The following is a 17467-nucleotide window of genomic DNA, read 5'->3' as shown; positions in this document are numbered from 1 at the left end:
CCCGCCCCGCGGGAGTGCCGGCGGGTCACCGTCCGAGAACGCCCGGAACACCCAGAACACGAGGAACCATGGCCACCTCCACCCTCCCGGGTCCCCGCCCCGCCCCGGCGCGACTGCCGCGGCGCGCGCTGTCGGCGAGAGCGCGGCGCCTGGAGCTGCTGCGCGCCGCGGCGGCGGCCGCCGTCCTGCTCGCCGTGCTCGTCGGCGTGCCCGCGGCCCTCGTGGCGCTGGTGGGGAACCCGCTCCCGGCCACCGGCCCGGCGCGGTCGTGGCTCGACGCCGAGCTGACGGCGTCCGCCGTCGTGGACGTCCTCGCGGTCGTCCTGTGGCTGGCGTGGGCTCACTTCGCCCTGTGCGTGCTCGCGGAGCTCACCGCGTGGGCGCGCGGCGGCGGCGGACGCCCACGCCTCGGCGGCGCGAACCGCCTGCTCGCCCAGCGGCTCGTGGCCACGGCGCTCCTGCTCACGGCGGGCGCCGCCTGGGTGCCGCCGGCGTCCGCCGCCACCGCTCCCGGGACCGTCGCGCTCACGCCCGCCACCGGGGGCGCGACCGGCACGGGTTCCACGGCAGGTCCCACGGCGGTTCCGACGGCGACGGGCGAGGCGGGAGCGGCCCGCGCCGCCGACCCCGTCGCCGACCCCGTCGCCGGGACCGCGCCCGGGCTCGCCGCGGGGTGGGTGCCGACCCCGCACCCCGCGGCCGCCGAGCCGACCACCGTCGCGGCTGCGGGCGCCCCGCTCACCCACGTCGTGCAGCCGCCCGAGGGGCGCCACCACGACTGCCTGTGGGACATCGCCGAGCGGACCCTGGGCGACCCGCTGCGCTACCGCGAGATCTTCGAGCTGAACGCCGACCGGCTCCAGCCCGACGGCGCGCGCCTCGTCGACGCCGACCTCGTCAGACCCGGCTGGGTGCTGCTCCTGCCGGCGGACGCGGTCGGCGCGGTGCCCGCCCCGCGGACCGCCCACCCGGCCGGCGACCCCGCTGGGGGCGTCGTCGCCGGCCCGGCCGCCGACCCGGCGTGGACCCCCGCGACGGGTGCCGACGGCGCCGCTCCCGGGCACCGGTGACCTCCTGCCGCCCCGAGGACCCCTGGACCGCGGCGTCCCCGCGCTGCGCGGCCGGGCCCGCGCGCCCGAGTCGGTACCGTGGGGCCGTGCCGGCCAGCGTCCCCGAGAACGTCCCCGGGCCCGTGGTCCCCGGCGCGCCCGAGCGCGGTGCCCACGGTGGTGGCTTCGAGGTCCGCCTGGACAACTTCTCCGGTCCCTTCGACCTGCTGCTGGGGCTCATCACCAAGCACCGGCTCGACGTCACCGAGGTCTCGCTGGCGAGGGTGACCGACGACTTCATCGCGCACCTGCGCGCGGCCTCGGCGGGCGGGGGCGACTGGGACCTGGACGAGGCCAGCGAGTTCCTCGTCGTGGCCGCGACCCTGCTGGACCTCAAGGCCGCCCGGTTGCTGCCGGCCGCCGACGTGGAGGACCCCGAGGACCTGGCGCTGCTGGAGGCCCGGGACCTTCTGTTCGCCCGGCTGCTGCAGTACCGCGCCTACAAGCAGGTCGCCGCCGTGCTGGCCGAGCGGTTCGCACTGGCCTCGCGCCGGGTGCCGCGGGCGGTGGCGGTGGAACCCCACTTCGAGCGGCTGCTGCCCGAGCTGGTGCTGACCGTCAGCCCCGAGCAGTTCGCGGCGGTCGCCGCGCGCGCCCTCACGCCCAGGCCGGTGCCCGTGGTGGGCCTGGACCACCTGCACGCCAGCGCGGTCAGCGTGCGCGAGCAGGCCGCCCTCGTGGTGGAGCGCCTGCGCCGCAGCGGGAGCATGACGTTCGCCGAGATCGCCGCCGACGCCGGGGAGGGGGACCTGGGCACCCTCGTGGTGGTCGCCCGGTTCCTCGCCGTCCTGGAGCTGTTCCGGGAGCGGCGGGTGCGCCTGGAGCAGCCGGAGGCGCTGGGCACGCTCACGGTGCGCTGGGACGCGGACGCCTCCGACGGCGCCGCGGCCGCGACGCCGGTGCCCGCGGGCGTCGACGAGTTCGAGGGCGCGGACGCCGCGCCGGGGGGAGAGCGGTGAGCGAGCACACGGACGAGCACACGGACGAGGGGCGCCGGGTCCGCGCCGCGGTCGAGGCGGTGCTCATGGTCGCCGACGAGCCCGTCACGGCCGCGGCCCTGGCCCGCGCCACCGGCGAGTCGACCGACGAGGTCGACCTGCTGCTGCGCGAGCTCGCCGGGGAGTACGAGGAGGCCGGCCGCGGGTTCGAGCTGCGCGAGGGCGGCGGCGGGTGGCGCGTGTACTCGCGCGCCGAGCACGCCGACGTCGTGGAGGCATTCCTGCTGGACGGGCAGACCGCCAAGCTGACCCAGGCCGCGCTGGAGACCCTCGCGATCGTCGCGTACCGCCAGCCCGTCAGCCGGGCGCGCGTCTCCGCCGTGCGCGGGGTGTCCGTCGACGGCGTCATGCGCACCCTGCTGACCCGCGGACTGGTCACCGAGGCGGGGGTGGAGGCCACCAGCGGTGCCACCCTCTACCGCACGACGGACGAGTTCCTGCAGCGGATGGGGCTGGAACGGCTGGAGGACCTGCCGCCGCTGGCGCCGTTCCTGCCCGAGGACGTCGACCCGGAGGACCTGGAGCCGCGCGAGGTCCTCGCCGCCGAGCCGGGCGCGCCGGTCGGCTCGGTCGGCTCGGCCGGCTCGGCCGGCTCGGCCGGCTCGGCCGGCTCGGTCGGCTCGGCCGGCTCGGTCGGCTCGGTCGGCTCGGTCGGCGAGCCTGCCGTCGTGGGGGATGATGGTGCCGTGCGCGCGAGCGCCGCCGACGAGGCGGTGCCGGCGGCCGCAGCGGCGGCCCCCGCGGCGCCCGACGACCAGCAGGAGGAACCACGATGAGCCCCACCGCGCCCCGAGGGGGCGGCAACCGCCGCCAGGGCGGCACAGGCGGCCGTCCCGCCCAGGGCCGCGGCGGCCGTCCCGGCTCGGGCGGTGCCGGAACGGGCGGCAGGAGCGGAGCCGGCGGGAAGTCCGGCGGCAAGTTCGGCAAGCGCCCCGGCGACCAGCCCGGCAAGCGCTCGGCCGGCCGCGGCGCCGCCCGCCGCATGACCGACGACATCAAGCCGGCGCCCACGCCGCCGCGCCGCGGTCCCGGGCCCGTCGCGCCGGGCCGGGGCGGCGACGTGCACGACCCCGAGGGCGTGCGCCTGCAGAAGTTCCTCGCCCAGGCCGGTGCCGGGTCGCGCCGCGCCTGCGAGGAGATGATCACCGCCGGTCGCGTCACCGTCGACGACCAGGTCGTCACCGAGCTGGGTGTGCGCATCGACCCCGCCCGCCAGGTCGTGCACGTCGACGGCCTGCGCTTCTCCGTGGACGACCAGCTCGTCTACATCGCGGTGAACAAGCCCAAGGGCGTGGTCTCCACGATGTTCGACGAGCAGGACCGGCTGAACCTGGCCGACATGGTCGGCCCGCGCGAGGAGCGCCTCTTCCACGTGGGCCGCCTGGACCTGGACACCGAGGGCCTGATCCTGCTGACCAACGACGGGGCGCTCGCGCACCGCCTGCAGCACCCCTCCTTCGGCGTGCAGAAGACGTACCTCGCCGAGGTGCGCGGGCCCGTCAAGCGAGACCTGGGCAAGAACCTGCGCGCCGGCGTGGAGCTCGAGGACGGTCCCGTGACGGTGGACTCCTTCCGCCTGGTGGACTCCAAGCCCGGCTACGCGCTGGTCGAGGTGGTCCTGCACGAGGGGCGCAAGCACGTCGTGCGCCGCCTGCTGGACGCCGAGGGGTACCCGGTGCTCAAGCTCGTGCGCACCCAGATGGGCCCGCTGGTCCTCGGCGACCTCAAACCCGGCAAGAACCGGCGCCTGACCCGCGGCGAGGTCCAGCAGCTCATGGCCGCAGTGGGGCTGTGACGGGCGGGCCGGGTGACCTCGGTACCGTGAGCGCCGTGTCGGTGCGGGCGGTGCGGGGTGCGGTGCAGGTGGACGTCGACGAGCGCGAGGTCGTGCTGGCCGCGACGCGTGAGCTCGTCTCGGAGGTGGTCCGCCTGAACGAGCTGTCCCTGGACGACTTCATCAGCGTCCTGTTCACCTGCACCTCGGACCTCACCAGCGAGTTCCCCGCCGTGGCCGCGCGCGAGCTCGGCATGGGCGACGTGCCGCTGATGTGCGCGCGGGAGCTGGAGATCCACGGTTCGATGCCGCGCGTGATCCGCCTCATGGCGCACGTGGAGACCCCCCGTCCGCGCGCGGAGGTTCGCCACGTCTACCTGCGCGGTGCCCAGGCCCTGCGCCGCGACATCGCCCAGTAGGTCGCGGTGACCCTCGACGCGGCCGCACCGGCCCGCACGGGCGGGACGGTGCGCGTGGTCGGCACGGGCCTGCTCGGCGCCTCCGCCGGGCTGGCGCTGTCCCTGCGCGGCGTGGACGTCGTGCTCAGCGACGTCTCGCCCACCGCCGTCGCGCTGGCCCGCGACCTGGGCGCGGGCCGGCTGCCCGCGCCGGACGACGAGCCCCGCCTGGTGCTCGTGGCGGCGCCGCCCGACGTGGTCGCCGACGTGGTCGCCGCCGAGCTGGCCGCGCACCCGGGCGCCGTGGTGACCGACGTCGCCAGCGTCAAGGGCGGCCCCCTGGCTGCGCTGCGCGCCGCCGGCGCCGACCTGAGCCGCTACGTCGGCGGGCACCCGATGGCCGGCCGCGAGCGCGGCGGTGCGGTGTCGGCGCGCGCGGACCTGTTCGCGGGCCGGCCGTGGGTGATCGCCGCCACCGCCGCGGCCGACCGGCGGGCCGTGGCGCTCGTGCACGACCTGGCCGTGGACTGCGGCGGGGTGCCGGTGGCAATGCCCGCCGCCGAGCACGACGAGGCCGTGGCGCTGGTCTCGCACGCCCCCCAGGTCGCCGCCAGCCTGGTGGCGGCGCGGCTGCGCGAGGCGCCCGAGCCGGCCGTGCAGCTGGCGGGGCAGGGACTGCGCGACGTCACCCGCATCGCCGGCAGCGACCCGGCGCTGTGGGCGCAGATCCTGGCCGCCAACGCCGGCCCCGTCGCCGACGTGCTGGAGGCGCTGCGCGACGACCTCGACGCGGTGATCGCCGCGTTGCGCGCCCTGCAGGCCGACCCCGCCGCCCCGGGGGCGCGCGGCGCGCTGGCCCGGGTGGTCGCCGCCGGCGGGGCGGGGCGCGACCGCATCCCCGGCAAGCACGGCGGGGCGCCGGCGCTGTACGCGACCGTCGTCGTGGTGGTGCCGGACAGGCCCGGCGAGCTCGCCCGGCTCCTGGCCGACGTGGGTGCCGCCGGGGTGAACCTGGAGGACCTGCGCCTGGAGCACTCCCCGGGGCAGGCGGTGGCGCTGGCGTCGGTGGACGTGCTGCCCGCGGCCGCGCAGGCCCTGGCCGAGGCGCTGCGCTCGCGCGGCTGGACCGTGCCGGCGTCCTGAGGCTGCCGCGCGGGGGCCGGAGCGCGCGGGGAGGCCCACGGGTCGGTGCGCACGGGTCGGTGAGCGCGGGTCGGTGCGCGGGCGGGCGGTCGACTAACCTCGTCCGGTGCCCACTGAGTCCCGCGGTCCCGTCGTGCCCGCCGACACGTCCTCCGCCGCGACCGTCCCCGGTGCCGCCGAGCTGCCGCCGGGTGTCGTCGTCGCCGTCGACGGCCCCTCCGGGTCCGGCAAGTCCAGCGTGAGCCGTGCCGCGGCCCGCGCCCTGGGCGTGGCCTTCCTGGACACCGGTGCGATGTACCGCGCCGTCACGTGGTCGGCGCTGCGCGCCGGCGTGGACCTGGCCGACCCGGTCGCCGTGGCGGCCCACGTGCGCAGCGCGGCGCTGTCGGTGGGCACGGACCCGCAGGGCCCCACGATCGCCGTGGTGGGCGCCGACGGCACCGAGACCGACGTGACGCGCCAGGTGCGCGAGGCCGAGGTGACCGCCGCGGTCAGCGCCGTCGCGGCCGTGCCCGCCGTGCGCTCGGACCTGGTGCTGCGCCAGCGCGCCCTCATCGAGGCCGCCTGCGCCGCGCCGGCCCCCGGCGCCCGCCCCGGGGTCGTCGCCGAGGGCCGTGACATCACGACCGTGGTGGCTCCCGAAGCGCACGTCCGGGTGCTGCTGACCGCCGACGAGCAGGTGCGCCTGGCCCGGCGGGCGCAGCAGGACCTCGGCGCCGCCGACGCCGCGTCGGTGGAGGCCGTGCGCCGCTCGGTGTCCGAGCGCGACCGCGTCGACGCGCGTACCACCGCCTTCAGCACCGCCGCCGACGGCGTGGTCACCCTGGACTCCACCCACCTGGACTTCGAGGGCACGGTGGCGGCGCTGCTGGAGCTGGTGCGCGCCGGTGCGGGGGAGCGGGCGTGAGCGCCGCCTCCCCGGCCGGCGCCGTCGCGGTCCCGCGCGCGGGGAAGCCGCAGGCCTGGACGAAGGGCATCGGCCGCTTCCTGGCGCACGTGGTGTGGAACGCCACCGTCCACGGCGCCGAGAACGTCCCGGCCACCGGGCCGGTGCTGCTGGCCTCCAACCACGCCTCCCTCACCGACGGCCCCCTCCTGTACGGGGTGGCGCCGCGCGACGTGGCGTTCCTCGTCAAGAAGGAGATGTTCAGCGGCGTCGTCGGCTGGGCGCTGCTGCGCGCCGGTCAGATCCCCATCGACCGCAGCCACGGCGACCGGGACGCGCTGCAGACGGTACTGCGGGTGCTGGCCGAGGGCGGTGCCGCCGGGGTGTTCCCGGAGGGCACGCGGGGCCGCGGGGACGCGGCGTCGGTGCGCTCGGGCATCGCCTGGATCGCCCTGCAGTCCGGTGCCCCCGTGGTGCCGGTGGCGTGCCTCGGTGCGCACCGCCCCGGCGAGCGCAACCGCACCGCCCCGCCGCCGCGGCGCGAGCTGCACTACTGCTTCGGTGAGCCGTTCACCGTGGTGAAGGAACCCGGCGTGCCGGGTCGCGCCGCGCTGGCGGCGGCCGTGGAGCAGGTCCGCGACAAGCTGTCGGCGCACGTGCTGGAGAGCATGCGCCGCACCGGAACCCCCCTGCCCGAAGACCTGGACGCCGCCGACGAGCTGGGGCTCGGCGACATGGCGTCCGACGACGTACCCGGAGGCCCCCGGTGAGCACCCCTGAAACCCCTGACGAGCACGAGGACCAGCACGGCGCGAGCGGTGGCGACGCCGACGCCGGCGTCGAGAACGCCCTGCGCGTCGGGCTGGAGGACTACGACCTCTCCCCGGAGGACGTGGCGCTGCTGGAGTCCGGCGGGCCCGGCGGCCCGGAGGACGCCCCCTCCGGCCCGCTGCCGGTGCTGGCCGTCGTCGGCCGCCCCAACGTGGGCAAGTCCACCCTGGTCAACCGCATCATCGGCCGCCGCGAGGCGGTCGTGGAGGACGTGCCGGGCGTGACCCGCGACCGGGTGTCCTACCCGGCGAACTGGGCCGGCCGCGACTTCACCCTCGTCGACACCGGCGGCTGGGAGGCCAAGGCCGAGGGCCTGAACCTCGCCGTCGCCGAGCAGGCCGAGATCGCGATCGACCTGGCCGACGCCGTCGTGTTCGTCGTGGACGCCACCGTGGGGGCCACGGCCTCGGACGAGCGGGTCGTGCGGCTGCTGCGCCGCTCCGGCAAGCCCGTGGTGCTGGTGGCCAACAAGGTGGACGGCCCGCGCCAGGAGGCCGACGCCACCGAGCTGTGGCGCCTGGGCCTGGGGGAGCCGTACCCAGTCTCGGCGCTGCACGGGCGCGGCACGGGCGACGCGCTGGACGCCGCCGTGCGCCTGCTGCCGGAGGTCTCCGCCGTCGGCGGCGGGATCACGCCCGCCGGCGGGCCGCGCCGCGTGGCGCTGCTGGGCCGGCCGAACGTCGGCAAGTCGAGCATGCTCAACAAGCTCGCCGGCTCCGAGCGGGTCGTCGTGCACCCCACGGCGGGCACGACGCGCGACCCGGTGGACGAGCTGATCGAGCTGGGCGGGCGCACGTGGCGATTCGTGGACACCGCGGGCATCCGCCGCCGCGTCCACCTGACCCGCGGTGCGGACTTCTACGCCTCCCTGCGCACCCAGGCGGCGCTGGAGAAGGCCGAGGTGGCCGTCGTGCTGCTGGACGCCAGCGAGCCGCTGACGGAGCAGGACATCCGCATCGTCTCCACCGTCGTGGAGACGGGCCGGGCGCTGGTGCTCGCGTACAACAAGTGGGACCTGACCGACGAGGAGCGCCGCCACTACCTCGAGCGGGAGATCGACAAGGAGCTCGTGCAGATGCCGTGGGCGCTGCGCGTCAACGTCTCCGCGCAGACCGGCAGGCACCTGGAGAAGCTCGTGCCGGCCCTGGACACCGCTCTGCAGTCCTGGGACACCCGCGTGCCCACGGGGCGCCTGAACAGCTTCCTGGGCCAGGTCGTGGCCGCTCAGCCGCACCCGGTGCGCGGCGGCAAGCAGCCGCGCATCCTGTTCGGCACCCAGGCCTCCACGCGCCCGCCGCGCTTCGTGGTGTTCGCGAGCGGCTTCCTGGAGGCGGGGTACCGCCGGTTCCTGGAGCGCCGCCTGCGCGAGGAGTTCGGCTTCGCCGGCACCCCGATCGAGCTGAGCGTGCGGGTGCGGGAGAAGCGCCGGAAGTGATGTAGGGTTTACCCCGGTTCGCCACCCGGAAACGGGGAGCGGGCCATCGGGCTGTGGCGCAGCTTGGTAGCGCACTTGACTGGGGGTCAAGGGGTCGCAGGTTCAAATCCTGTCAGCCCGACCGGCGTTCGCGCAGGTCATCGACGGAGGGGCTGGTCCCGTGAGGGACCAGCCCCTCCGTCGTTCCCCGCACTCCCGCCCGCCCGGGTGGTGTCCGTCGCCGCAGTGCCTACCCTGGGAGGGCCAGGAGCACGACGACGAGCCCCGGGACGCACCGTGACCACGACCCCGCGATCGGCACCACCCACCGACGGCCGCGCGCGCGGCGCCGCCCTGGCCTCCGTGGTCCTGGCCGTGGCGGGTGCCCTGGTCGCGTTCGTGCCGCGGCTGCACGTGCTCGCCCTGGTCCTGGCGGTGCTGGGCCTCCTCGTCGCCGCCGCTGCCCTGCGGCGCGCGCGCACCTCCCGGGCGGCCCGTGCGGGGCTGGTGCTGTCCGCGGGCGCCGTCGCCGCGGTGGTGGCCGTCACGGTCGAGGCACGCGGGGACGTGGTCCAGCAGGCGCAGGAGCCCCCCGGGGGGACGGCGGGGCCGGTCGCCGGGGGAGCGGCGGGCACGCGCCCCTCCGGGTCCCCCGAGGGCGTCGAGGTGCTCTCCTGCGGCGAGGCGGGCGCGTCCGGGACGGCCACCGCGACCGTGTCGGTCACCGGCACCGCGGAACGCACGCGCAGCCTGTCGGTCGCGGTGGAGTGGGTGGACGCCGCCGACGCCACCCTCGGGGAGGGGCGCACCGACGTGGCGGGCCTCGCCCCGGGGCAGACCGTCACGGTCGCGGTGCGGGGCAGCGGGGTCACCGGGGCGGTGGCCTGCCGGGTCCTCGAGGTGACGCAGGACGTGAGCGCCGCCGGTTGAGCACCGCGGGAGCGGCGGGTCGCTCCGCCGGGTCGGAGCACGAGGAGGTTGACAGCGTGCCTGCGCAACGGGCACGGTGTGGCCCACGACCATCCAGAGCGGCCGAGAGACCTGGCTCGACGACGCCGCAGCAACCCCCCTCCCGCAGGGCGTGGGTGCTTCCGCCAGGACCGATGGAGGGCACGGCATGACTCAGGACCGCACCACCGAACTGCACTCCCGCCGGCACATCGACCTGTGCCGGCGCGGTTCCGCGGCCTGTCGCTGACCGCTGCGGAACCCGGCCGGACCGCGGGGGGGGGCGGGGGGGCGGCGGCGGGGGCCCCCCCCCCCCCGGGCCCGGCCCGCCGCGCGCCCCCCCGCCGCCCGGCCGCGGGGCCCCCCCCCCCCCCCCCCCCCCCCCCCGCCCGCCGGTGCCCCGGCCGACGGCCTCCACGAGGCCGCTCCGGCGGGAGCACCCCCACCCGCCCGGCCGCTGCACGGCGGCCGGAAGCCCCACGTCACGCCCTGGAGAGAGAACGCATGTCGACCCCCACGTCCACCGCGGTGCCCGCCGACACCACCGACGAGAAGTTCGCCGGTTACGCCCACCCGGAGAAGCTGGTGAGCACCGCCTGGCTCGCCGAGAACCTGGGCCGGGAGGGCCTGGTCGTCGTCGAGAGCGACGAGGACGTCCTGCTGTACGAGACCGGTCACGTTCCCGGCGCGGTGAAGGTGGACTGGCACACCGAGCTCAACGACCCGGTGACCCGCGACTACCTGGACGGCGCGGCGTTCGCGGAACTGCTCTCCGCCAAGGGGATCAGCCGCGACGACACCATCGTGCTGTACGGCGACAAGAGCAACTGGTGGGCCGCGTACGCGCTGTGGGTGTTCACCCTGTTCGGCCACGAGGACGTGCGGCTGCTGGACGGCGGTCGCGCCAAGTGGGCCGCCGAGGGACGTGAGCTGACCACCGAGGTGCCGCAGCGCCAGCGCACCGAGTACCCCGTGGTGGAGCGCGACGACAGTCGCGTGCGGGCGTTCGCGCCCGACGTGCGCGAGCACCGTGGCGGCCTCGTGGACGTGCGCTCGGCGCCGGAGTACACGGGCGAGCGCACCCACATGCCCGACTACCCGCAGGAGGGCACGCTGCGCGGCGGTCACATCGCCGGCGCGGCGAGCGTTCCGTGGGCGAAGGCGGCCGCCGAGGACGGCACCTTCAAGGACCGCGCGGCGCTGGAGGAGATCTACTTCGCCGGTGCGGGCCTGACCCCCACCACGCAGACCATCACCTACTGCCGCATCGGTGAGCGGTCCAGCCACACGTGGTTCGTGCTGACGCACCTGCTGGGGCTGGAGGACGTCCGCAACTACGACGGCAGTTGGACGGAGTGGGGCAACGCGGTGCGCGCGCCCATCGTCGTGGGTCCCGAGCCCGGCGAGCGCTGAGCCCTCCGGGAACCCCGCGACGGCCCCTGCGGGTCCCGCGGCCTCGTGCCGCCGGACCCCGCAGGGGCCGTCCTCCCGCGTCCGGGGCGGCTCGGGAACGCTCAGGGCCCGGTGGGTCCCAGCGCCGTGACGACCTCGCCGACGACGACGACGGCCGGTGCCCGCACGCCGGCCTCGCGGGCCACCCGGGCGATGTCGGCCAGCGGTGCGGTGGTGGTGCGCTGGTGGGGGCTCCAGCCGTCCTGCACGACGGCGACCGGGGTCGCCGGGTCGCGGCCGGCGGCCAGCAGGTCGGCGGCGAGCCGGTCCAGCGCCGCGACGCCCATGAGGACCACGAGGGTCCCGGCGAGGCGGGCGAGCGCGCCCAGGTCGTCGCCGTCGAGGTCCTCGTGGCCGGACAGGACCGTGACGCAGCGCGCAGCCCCGCGGTGCGTCACGGGGATCCCCGCCGCGGCGGGCACCGCGAAGGCGCTGGTGACGCCTGGCACCACCTCGACGTCGACGCCGGCGGCGCGGCAGGCCAGCACCTCCTCGCCGCCGCGGCCCAGCACGTAGGGGTCGCCGCCCTTCAGGCGCACGACGGTGCGCCCGGCCAGGGCGGCGTCCACCAGGACCCGGTTGATCTCCTCCTGCGGCACCGGGTGGTTCCCGGAGGTCTTGCCCACGTCGACGACCTCGACGTCCGGGTCGAGCTCGGCGAGGACGGCGGTGGGGGCGAGGCGGTCCACCACCACCACGTCGGCCTCCGCCAGGCGGCGCCGTCCCCGCAGGGTGAGCAGCTCCGGCTCGCCGGGGCCGCCGCCGACGAGCACGACGCGTCCGCGGGTGCGGCGGTGCCGGCGCAGCGGTGCCGCGCCCGAGTCGATCCGCTGCCCGAGGTGGACGGCCAGCGCCCTGGCCCGTCCGGTGTCCGCGCCCGCGCTCACCGAGACCACGACGTCGTCGCGGCGCACGACGGCCGGTTCGGCGGCGGTACCCGCGCCGGGGGTCCCCGCCTGCACGCACCACAGCCGCCGCGCCTCGGCCAGCGAGGCGGCGGCGGCGTCCTCGCGCGGGTCGCCGGTGGCGGCGTGCACGAGCCAGGCCCCGTCCAGGTCACCGGCGCGCAGGGTGCCCTCGCGCCAGCGCACCCGTCCGCTGCCGTGCTCCTCGCGCAGCTCCTCGCACAGGAGCGCGGCGACGACGAGGACGTCGGCGCCCGCCGCGGCCAGTTCGCGGCTGCAGCGGGCGGCGGGCGGACCGCCGCCGGCGACGACGACCGTCCGCCCGCGCAGGTCCAGGTGCAGCGGCTGCATCAGCCGCGCTCCGCCTCCCCGACGAGGGCCGCCCGTGCGCGGCGGACCGCGGCGGGCACCTCCTCGCCCGGTTCCAGCACGAGCACGTGCGCGGCGGGACCACCTCCGCTGACGGTGCCGGCCAGGACCCGTGCGTCCTGCTCGCCGGCAGCGGTGCCGAGCGCCACCACCCCGGCGTCGGCGAGGAGCCGGGCCGCGTGCCCGGTGCGGCGCAACGACTCGGCGCGTTCGGCGGGCGAGTCGCCGAGGTCGGCGACCAGTCCGGCGCGCAGGTTCTGCCCGTCCAGCGCGTAGGCCGGCCGGCCCTCGGCGAGCAGGACCGCCTCCAGCGCCCGGCCCACCTCGTGCGCGTCCGGCGCGCCGGCTGCGGGCACCAGCCACAGCGCCGCGCCGGGGTGCGGCCGCGTGGCCGTCGAGGAGCGCCACACGGCACCGTCGTCGGCGCGGGCGGCGCCGCGGCGGTCGACGGCCTCGCGCACGACGCCCGCGGCCACGGTGTCGTGGGTGTGCTCGTCCACGAGGACGAACGCCCCCATGTCGCGGTTGCGCGCGTACGGCTCCACGACGAGGTCGACGGCGGTGCGCAGCGTCACCGCGCCGATGTCGTTGAGCTGCAGCGCTCGCGGCGTGGGCAGCTCCTCCAGGGTGCGCGGGTCCATCCGGTCGTGCAGGGCGCAGACCTCCGCGCGCACGGTGCGGGTGGTGTGCTTCAGCAGCAGCCGCCGCCCGACGGTGAGCGGTTCACCGTGCATCCAGCACACCTGCGCGCGCACCTCGCGGGTGACGGTGGGCTCGGCGTCCGGGGCCACGAGGACGTCCCCGCGGCCCACGTCCAGCTCGTCGGCCAGTTCCACCGCCACCGACAGCGGCGGCACCGCGACGTCCCGGTCGGCGTCGAGGGTGTCCAGCGCGGTGACGCGGGTGCGGGCACCCGAGGGAAGCACGACGACCTCGTCGCCCGCACGCAGCGTCCCGGCCGCCACCCGGCCGGTGTAGCTGCGCCGCCGCCCCGCCACCGGGCGCGAGACCCACTGCACCGGCAGCCGCAGCCGGCCGACGCCGAAGTCCGGCGGCAGCACCTCCACGCCGTCCAGGTGCTCCAGCAGCGTGGGCCCGTCGTACCAGGGGGTGTGCGCCGAGCGGCGTGCGACGTTGTCGCCGTGCTTGGCGGCCACCGGGACGACGAGCATGCGCACCCCGAGGCGGTCGGCGACCTCCCGCAGCTCCTCGCGCACCGCCGAGAACCGGGCCCGGTCGAACTCGACGAGGTCCATCTTGTTCACGACCGCCACCAGGTGCGGAACGCCCAGCAGCGTGGCGATGCGGGCGTGCCGGCGCGTCTGGTCCAGGACCCCGGCGCGCACGTCCACCAGCAGCATCGCCAGGTGGGCGTTGGAGGTTCCCGTCACCATGTTCCTGGTGTACCGCTCGTGCCCGGGGGTGTCGGCCAGGACGTAGTTGCGCTTGGCCGTCGAGAAGAACCGGTACGCCACGTCGATGGTGATGCCCTGCTCGCGCTCGGCGCGCAGGCCGTCGGACAGCGCCGCCAGGTCCGGTCCGTCGGGGCCGTCCACGGCCGCCAGGTGGTCCGTCGGCAGGCTCCCGGTGTCCAGCAGCAACCGCCCGATGAGGGTGGACTTGCCGTCGTCCACGGAGCCGGCGGTGGACATGCGCAGCAGTTCCCGCATCAGAAGTACCCCTCGCGCTTGCGGTCCTCCATCGCGGCGGCGGAGGTCCGGTCGTCGGCCCGGGTGGCCCCGCGCTCGGACACGGTCGCGGTGCCGATCTCCGCGATGACGGCCTCGACGTCGGTGGCGTCGGAACGGACCGCACCGGTGATCGTCAGGTCCCCGACGGTGCGGTAACGCACCCGCAGCCGTTGCACGCGCTCTCCGGGGCGGGCCGGGGTGAGGTCGGAGACGGCCAGCAGCATGCCGTCGCGCTCGACGACGTCGCGCTCGTGCGCGTAGTAGATGCCCGGCAGGTCCAGGCCCTCGGCGGCGATGTAGCGCCACACGTCCAGCTCGGTCCAGTTGCTCAGCGGGAACACCCGGACCTGCTCGCCGCGGCGGATCCGCCCGTTGTACAGCGACCACGGCTCGGGACGCTGGTTGCGGGGGTCCCACTGGCCGGCGGAGTCACGCACGCTGAAGACGCGCTCCTTGGCGCGGGCTCGCTCCTCGTCTCGGCGCGCCCCGCCGAACGCCGCGTCGAAACCTCCCTCGGCGAGGGCGTCCAGCAGCGTGCGGGTCTGCAGGCGGTTGCGGGAGGAACCCGGACCGTCCTCGCGGACGCGTCCGGCGTCGATGCTCGCCTGCACCGAGGCGACCACGAGGCGGTGCCCGCCCTGTGCCAGGCGGCGGTCGCGGAACTCGATCACCTCGGGGAAGTTGTGCCCGGTGTCGACGTGCATCACCGGGAACGGCACGGGCGAGGGGCGGAACGCCTTCTCCGCCAGCCGCAGCAGCACGATGGAGTCCTTGCCGGCGGAGAACAGAAGCACGGGGTTCTCGAACTCGGCGGCCACCTCGCGGATGATGTGCACCGCCTCGGCCTCCAGCGCCCGCAGGTCGTCGACCAGGCCGGGGCCGGAACCGCCGCCACCAGTGCGCGCCGCCGGCACGGCGGTCGTCGTCGGGGCGCTCACAGGTGGATCCCGCACTCGGTCTTGCCGGTGCCCGCCCAGCGCCCGGAGCGGGGGTCCTCGCCCGGTGCGACCGCGCGGGTGCACGGCTTGCACCCGATGGAGGGGTAGCCGCTGGTCAGCAGCGGGTTGACCGGGACGGCGTGGTCGGTGGCGTAGTCGACGAGCTCGTCGAACGTCCAGGCCGCCAGCGGGTTGAGCTTCACCAGCCCGTGCCGCTCGTCGAACTGGACCAGGGGCGTGCCGGCCCGGGTAGGCGCCTCCTCGCGGCGCACGCCCGTCACCCACGCCTCGTACCCGGCCAGGGCGGCGGCGAGGGGTTCCACCTTGCGCAGCCGGCAGCACGTGCCGGGGTCGCGCTCGTGCAGCCGGGGCCCGAACTCGGCGTCCTGCTCGGCGACGGTCTGGCGGGGCAGGACGTCCACGACGCGCACCGGCAGCGCGAACTCCACCTCGTCGCGCGTGCCGCGGGTCTCGGCGAAGTGGTAGCCGGTGTCCAGGAAGAGGACGTCGACGCCGGGCGCGTGCTGCGCGACGAGGTGGGGCAGGACGGCGTCGGCCATGCTGCACGCCACCGCCAGGGTCCCGGGGAAGGTGGCGGCGGCCCAGGCGGCGACCTCACCGGCGTCCGCGCCGGCCAGTTCGGCGGCGCCGCGCTCGGCCAGGTCGCGCAGCTCGTCGCGCCCGCGCCGGACACGGGGCGCGGGGACCGCGGTCGTCGTGTTCTCGCTCATCGCAGAGCCTCCTCGTCGCTGCGGTGGGCCCAGGCCGCGAACGTCTCGCGCGGCTCACGGGTGTCGAGGTAGCGCCGCACGACGCGCTCGACGTAGTCGGGCAGGCCGGTGGCGGTCACCTTCAGACCGCGCACGGTGCGCCCGAGGCCGGGCTCGGCGCGGTCGGCGGAGGCGAGCCCGCCGCCCAGGTGCACCTGGAAACCGGCCACCTGCTCGCCGTGCTCGTCCTGCACGAGCTGCCCCTTCAGGCCGATGTCGGCGGTCTGGATGCGGGCGCAGGAGTTCGGGCACCCGTTGACGTGCAGCGTGATCGGGGTGTCGACGTCCACGCCGGCCAGCCGGCGCTCCAGCTCCTCGATCGTGCGCGCCGCGGTGTCCTTGGTCTCGACGATGGCGAGCTTGCAGAACTCGATGCCGGTGCAGGCGATGGTGGTGCGGCGGAAGGGCGAGGGGGCGGCGGGCAGCCCCAGCTCCCCGGCGCGGGCGACGAGCTCGTCCACGTGCGCGGGGTCGACGTCGAGCACGACCACCTTCTGGTGCGGGGTGAGGCGCACGCGCCGGGAGCCCGCCGCCTCGGCGACGTCGGCCAGCCGGCTCAGCAGGGTGCCGCTGACCCGGCCCACGGTGGGGGAGAGCCCCACGTAGCGTCGCCCGTCCTTCTGCTCGTGGACGCCGACGTGGTCGCCGCGCCCGGCGGGGGCCGGCGGCGGCGGGCCGTCCGGCAGCGCCCGGTGCAGGTACTCCTCCTCCAGCACCCGGCGGAAGCGCTCCGGCCCCCAGTCGGCCACCAGGTACTTGAGGCGGGCCTTGTTGCGCAGCCGGCGGTAGCCGTAGTCGCGGAAGATGCTGACGACGCCGTGCCACACCTCCGCCGCCTCGTCCGGGGCGACGAAGGCCCCCAGGCGCTGGGCGAGGTGCGCGCTGGTGGACAGGCCGCCGCCGACCCACAGGTCGTAGCCGGCGCCGAGCTCGGGGTGGACCACCCCCACGAGGGAGATGTCGTTGATCTCGTGGACGACGTCCTGGCTGGGGTGGCCGGTCACGGCGGTCTTGAACTTGCGGGGCAGGTTCGCCAGTTCCGGGTCGCCGATGAACCGGTCCACGATCTCGGTGATGACGGGGGTGGGGTCGATGACCTCGTCGCGGGCGATGCCGGCGACCGGGCTGCCCAGCACCACGCGGGGGGTGTCGCCGCACGCCTCGGTGGTCTGCAGCCCCACCGCCTCCAGCCGCCGCCAGATCTCCGGGACGTCCTCGACGCGGACCCAGTGCAGCTGGACGTTCTGCCGGTCGGTGATGTCGGCGGTGTCCCGCGCGAACAGCGTGGAGATCTCGCCCACCACCCGCAGCTGCTCGGTCGTCAGGGAACCCCCGTCGATCCGCACGCGCAGCATGAAGAACTCGTCGGACAGCTCCTGGGCGGACAACTGCGCGGTGCGCCCGCCGTCGATGCCGGGGCGCCGCTGCGTGTACAGGCCCCACCAGCGGAACCGGCCGTTGAGGTCGTCTGAGGCGATGGAGGAGAAACCCTCCCTCGCGTACACCTGCTCGATGCGCTCGCGGACGTTCAGCCCGCTGTCGGCCGCCTTGAACTCCTCGTTGTGGTTCAGCGGTGCCGTGCCGTCCACGCGCCACTGCCCGTTCCCGCCGGGGCGGGGGGCTCGCGGTGCACGGCGGGGTGGCGGCGGGACGGTCTGCGGGGTGGCGGTGGGACTGGCTTCGGGTGTCATGGAACCTCACGGGGGAGACGGGTGCTCCTCGTGAGGAGACCCTCAGCTGGTGGGCTGCAGCGAGCGACCGGAGCGGCAGGCGTAGGCGCTCTGCAGCCGCATGAGGTCGACGTACCGGCGCGAGATCAGGCGCACGGCAGAGGGCTGGAC

General features: G+C 76.5%; 15 protein-coding genes, 1 tRNA gene, 1 pseudogene and 1 riboswitch. Of the genes and pseudogenes, 12 read left to right on the top strand and 5 right to left on the bottom strand.

Annotated features, from left to right (window positions below; genetic code table 11):
* Positions 1-68 precede the first annotated feature (68 nt).
* The 12 genes from ACRYR8_RS00560 (at position 69) to ACRYR8_RS00505 (ending at position 10914) form a co-directional block, all read left to right on the top strand.
* On the top strand, positions 69-1070 hold the full coding sequence (locus ACRYR8_RS00560) for a LysM peptidoglycan-binding domain-containing protein (protein WP_432482124.1): 1002 nt from the start codon (positions 69-71) through the stop codon (positions 1068-1070).
* 86 nt (positions 1071-1156) lie between these two features.
* Positions 1157-2068, top strand: a complete 912-nt coding sequence (locus ACRYR8_RS00555; protein WP_432482123.1) for a segregation and condensation protein A — start codon at positions 1157-1159, stop codon at positions 2066-2068.
* Positions 2065-2883, top strand: coding sequence for an SMC-Scp complex subunit ScpB (scpB, locus tag ACRYR8_RS00550; RefSeq protein ID WP_432482122.1), 819 nt, complete (start codon positions 2065-2067; stop codon positions 2881-2883). The genes ACRYR8_RS00555 and scpB overlap by 4 nt, the downstream gene beginning before the upstream one ends.
* Positions 2880-3902, top strand: coding sequence for a pseudouridine synthase (locus tag ACRYR8_RS00545; protein ID WP_432482121.1), 1023 nt, complete (start codon positions 2880-2882; stop codon positions 3900-3902). Before scpB ends, ACRYR8_RS00545 begins: the two co-directional genes overlap by 4 nt.
* A 35-nt stretch (positions 3903-3937) precedes the next feature.
* The gene (gene aroH, locus ACRYR8_RS00540) at positions 3938-4300 is read left to right on the top strand and encodes a chorismate mutase (RefSeq protein WP_432482210.1); all 363 of its coding nucleotides are present in this window, start codon (positions 3938-3940) and stop codon (positions 4298-4300) included.
* A 6-nt stretch (positions 4301-4306) separates the two neighbouring features.
* Positions 4307-5422 carry a prephenate dehydrogenase gene (locus ACRYR8_RS00535; protein ID WP_432482120.1) on the top strand — a complete coding sequence of 372 codons (1116 nt, stop codon included), beginning with the start codon at positions 4307-4309 and terminating at the stop codon, positions 5420-5422.
* A 106-nt stretch (positions 5423-5528) separates the two neighbouring features.
* Positions 5529-6329 (top strand): (d)CMP kinase, encoded by an 801-nt coding sequence (gene cmk, locus ACRYR8_RS00530; RefSeq protein WP_432482119.1) that lies wholly within the window; start codon positions 5529-5531, stop codon positions 6327-6329.
* Positions 6326-7078, top strand: coding sequence for a lysophospholipid acyltransferase family protein (locus ACRYR8_RS00525; RefSeq protein WP_432482118.1), 753 nt, complete (start codon positions 6326-6328; stop codon positions 7076-7078). The genes cmk and ACRYR8_RS00525 overlap by 4 nt, the downstream gene beginning before the upstream one ends.
* Positions 7075-8574: a ribosome biogenesis GTPase Der gene (der, locus tag ACRYR8_RS00520; protein ID WP_432482117.1), complete on the top strand. Its 1500-nt coding sequence runs from the start codon at positions 7075-7077 to the stop codon at positions 8572-8574. The genes ACRYR8_RS00525 and der overlap by 4 nt, the downstream gene beginning before the upstream one ends.
* Positions 8575-8621: 47 nt before the next feature.
* Positions 8622-8695: transfer RNA gene (locus ACRYR8_RS00515), tRNA-Pro, on the top strand.
* A gap of 155 nt (positions 8696-8850) precedes the next feature.
* Positions 8851-9483: an FxLYD domain-containing protein gene (locus tag ACRYR8_RS00510; RefSeq protein ID WP_432482116.1), complete on the top strand. Its 633-nt coding sequence runs from the start codon at positions 8851-8853 to the stop codon at positions 9481-9483.
* 86 nt (positions 9484-9569) lie between these two features.
* Positions 9570-9663, top strand: a riboswitch (SAM riboswitch).
* Between the two features lie 342 nt (positions 9664-10005).
* On the top strand, positions 10006-10914 hold the full coding sequence (locus ACRYR8_RS00505; protein ID WP_432482115.1) for a sulfurtransferase: 909 nt from the start codon (positions 10006-10008) through the stop codon (positions 10912-10914).
* Between the two features lie 101 nt (positions 10915-11015).
* On the opposite strand, the gene cobA is transcribed toward ACRYR8_RS00505, so the two are convergent.
* The 5 genes and pseudogenes from cobA to ACRYR8_RS00480 form a co-directional block, all read right to left on the bottom strand.
* Positions 11016-12209, bottom strand: a complete 1194-nt coding sequence (gene cobA / locus ACRYR8_RS00500) for a uroporphyrinogen-III C-methyltransferase (protein ID WP_432482114.1) — start codon at positions 12207-12209, stop codon at positions 11016-11018.
* A 152-nt stretch (positions 12210-12361) separates the two neighbouring features.
* Positions 12362-13897 (bottom strand): annotated as a pseudogene (locus ACRYR8_RS00495) (GTP-binding protein); the annotation flags it as partial.
* Positions 13897-14832, bottom strand: a complete 936-nt coding sequence (gene cysD, locus ACRYR8_RS00490; RefSeq protein ID WP_432482209.1) for a sulfate adenylyltransferase subunit CysD — start codon at positions 14830-14832, stop codon at positions 13897-13899. The pseudogene ACRYR8_RS00495 and the gene cysD, both read right to left, overlap by 1 nt.
* A 20-nt stretch (positions 14833-14852) precedes the next feature.
* The gene (locus ACRYR8_RS00485) at positions 14853-15587 is read right to left on the bottom strand and encodes a phosphoadenylyl-sulfate reductase (protein ID WP_432482113.1); all 735 of its coding nucleotides are present in this window, start codon (positions 15585-15587) and stop codon (positions 14853-14855) included.
* Positions 15584-17317, bottom strand: coding sequence for a nitrite/sulfite reductase (locus ACRYR8_RS00480; RefSeq protein ID WP_432482112.1), 1734 nt, complete (start codon positions 17315-17317; stop codon positions 15584-15586). Before ACRYR8_RS00480 ends, ACRYR8_RS00485 begins: the two co-directional genes overlap by 4 nt.
* Positions 17318-17467: the final 150 nt, after the last annotated feature.

Source organism: Kineococcus esterisolvens, from assembly GCF_050871405.1.
Classification (GTDB): domain Bacteria; phylum Actinomycetota; class Actinomycetes; order Actinomycetales; family Kineococcaceae; genus Kineococcus.
This window is presented reverse-complemented; position numbering and strand designations above follow the sequence as displayed.

What these genes read in the sequence shown, in the direction of transcription:
- cobA (WP_432482114.1), bottom strand. Translation starts at nt 12,209, where the DNA reads ATGCAGCCGCTGCACCTGGACCTGCGCGGGCGGACGGTCGTCGTCGCC.
- ACRYR8_RS00560 (WP_432482124.1), top strand. Translation starts at nt 69, where the DNA reads ATGGCCACCTCCACCCTCCCGGGTCCCCGCCCCGCCCCGGCGCGACTG.
- ACRYR8_RS00480 (WP_432482112.1), bottom strand. Translation starts at nt 17,317, where the DNA reads ATGACACCCGAAGCCAGTCCCACCGCCACCCCGCAGACCGTCCCGCCG.
- ACRYR8_RS00505 (WP_432482115.1), top strand. Translation starts at nt 10,006, where the DNA reads ATGTCGACCCCCACGTCCACCGCGGTGCCCGCCGACACCACCGACGAG.
- ACRYR8_RS00485 (WP_432482113.1), bottom strand. Translation starts at nt 15,587, where the DNA reads ATGAGCGAGAACACGACGACCGCGGTCCCCGCGCCCCGTGTCCGGCGC.
- ACRYR8_RS00545 (WP_432482121.1), top strand. Translation starts at nt 2,880, where the DNA reads ATGAGCCCCACCGCGCCCCGAGGGGGCGGCAACCGCCGCCAGGGCGGC.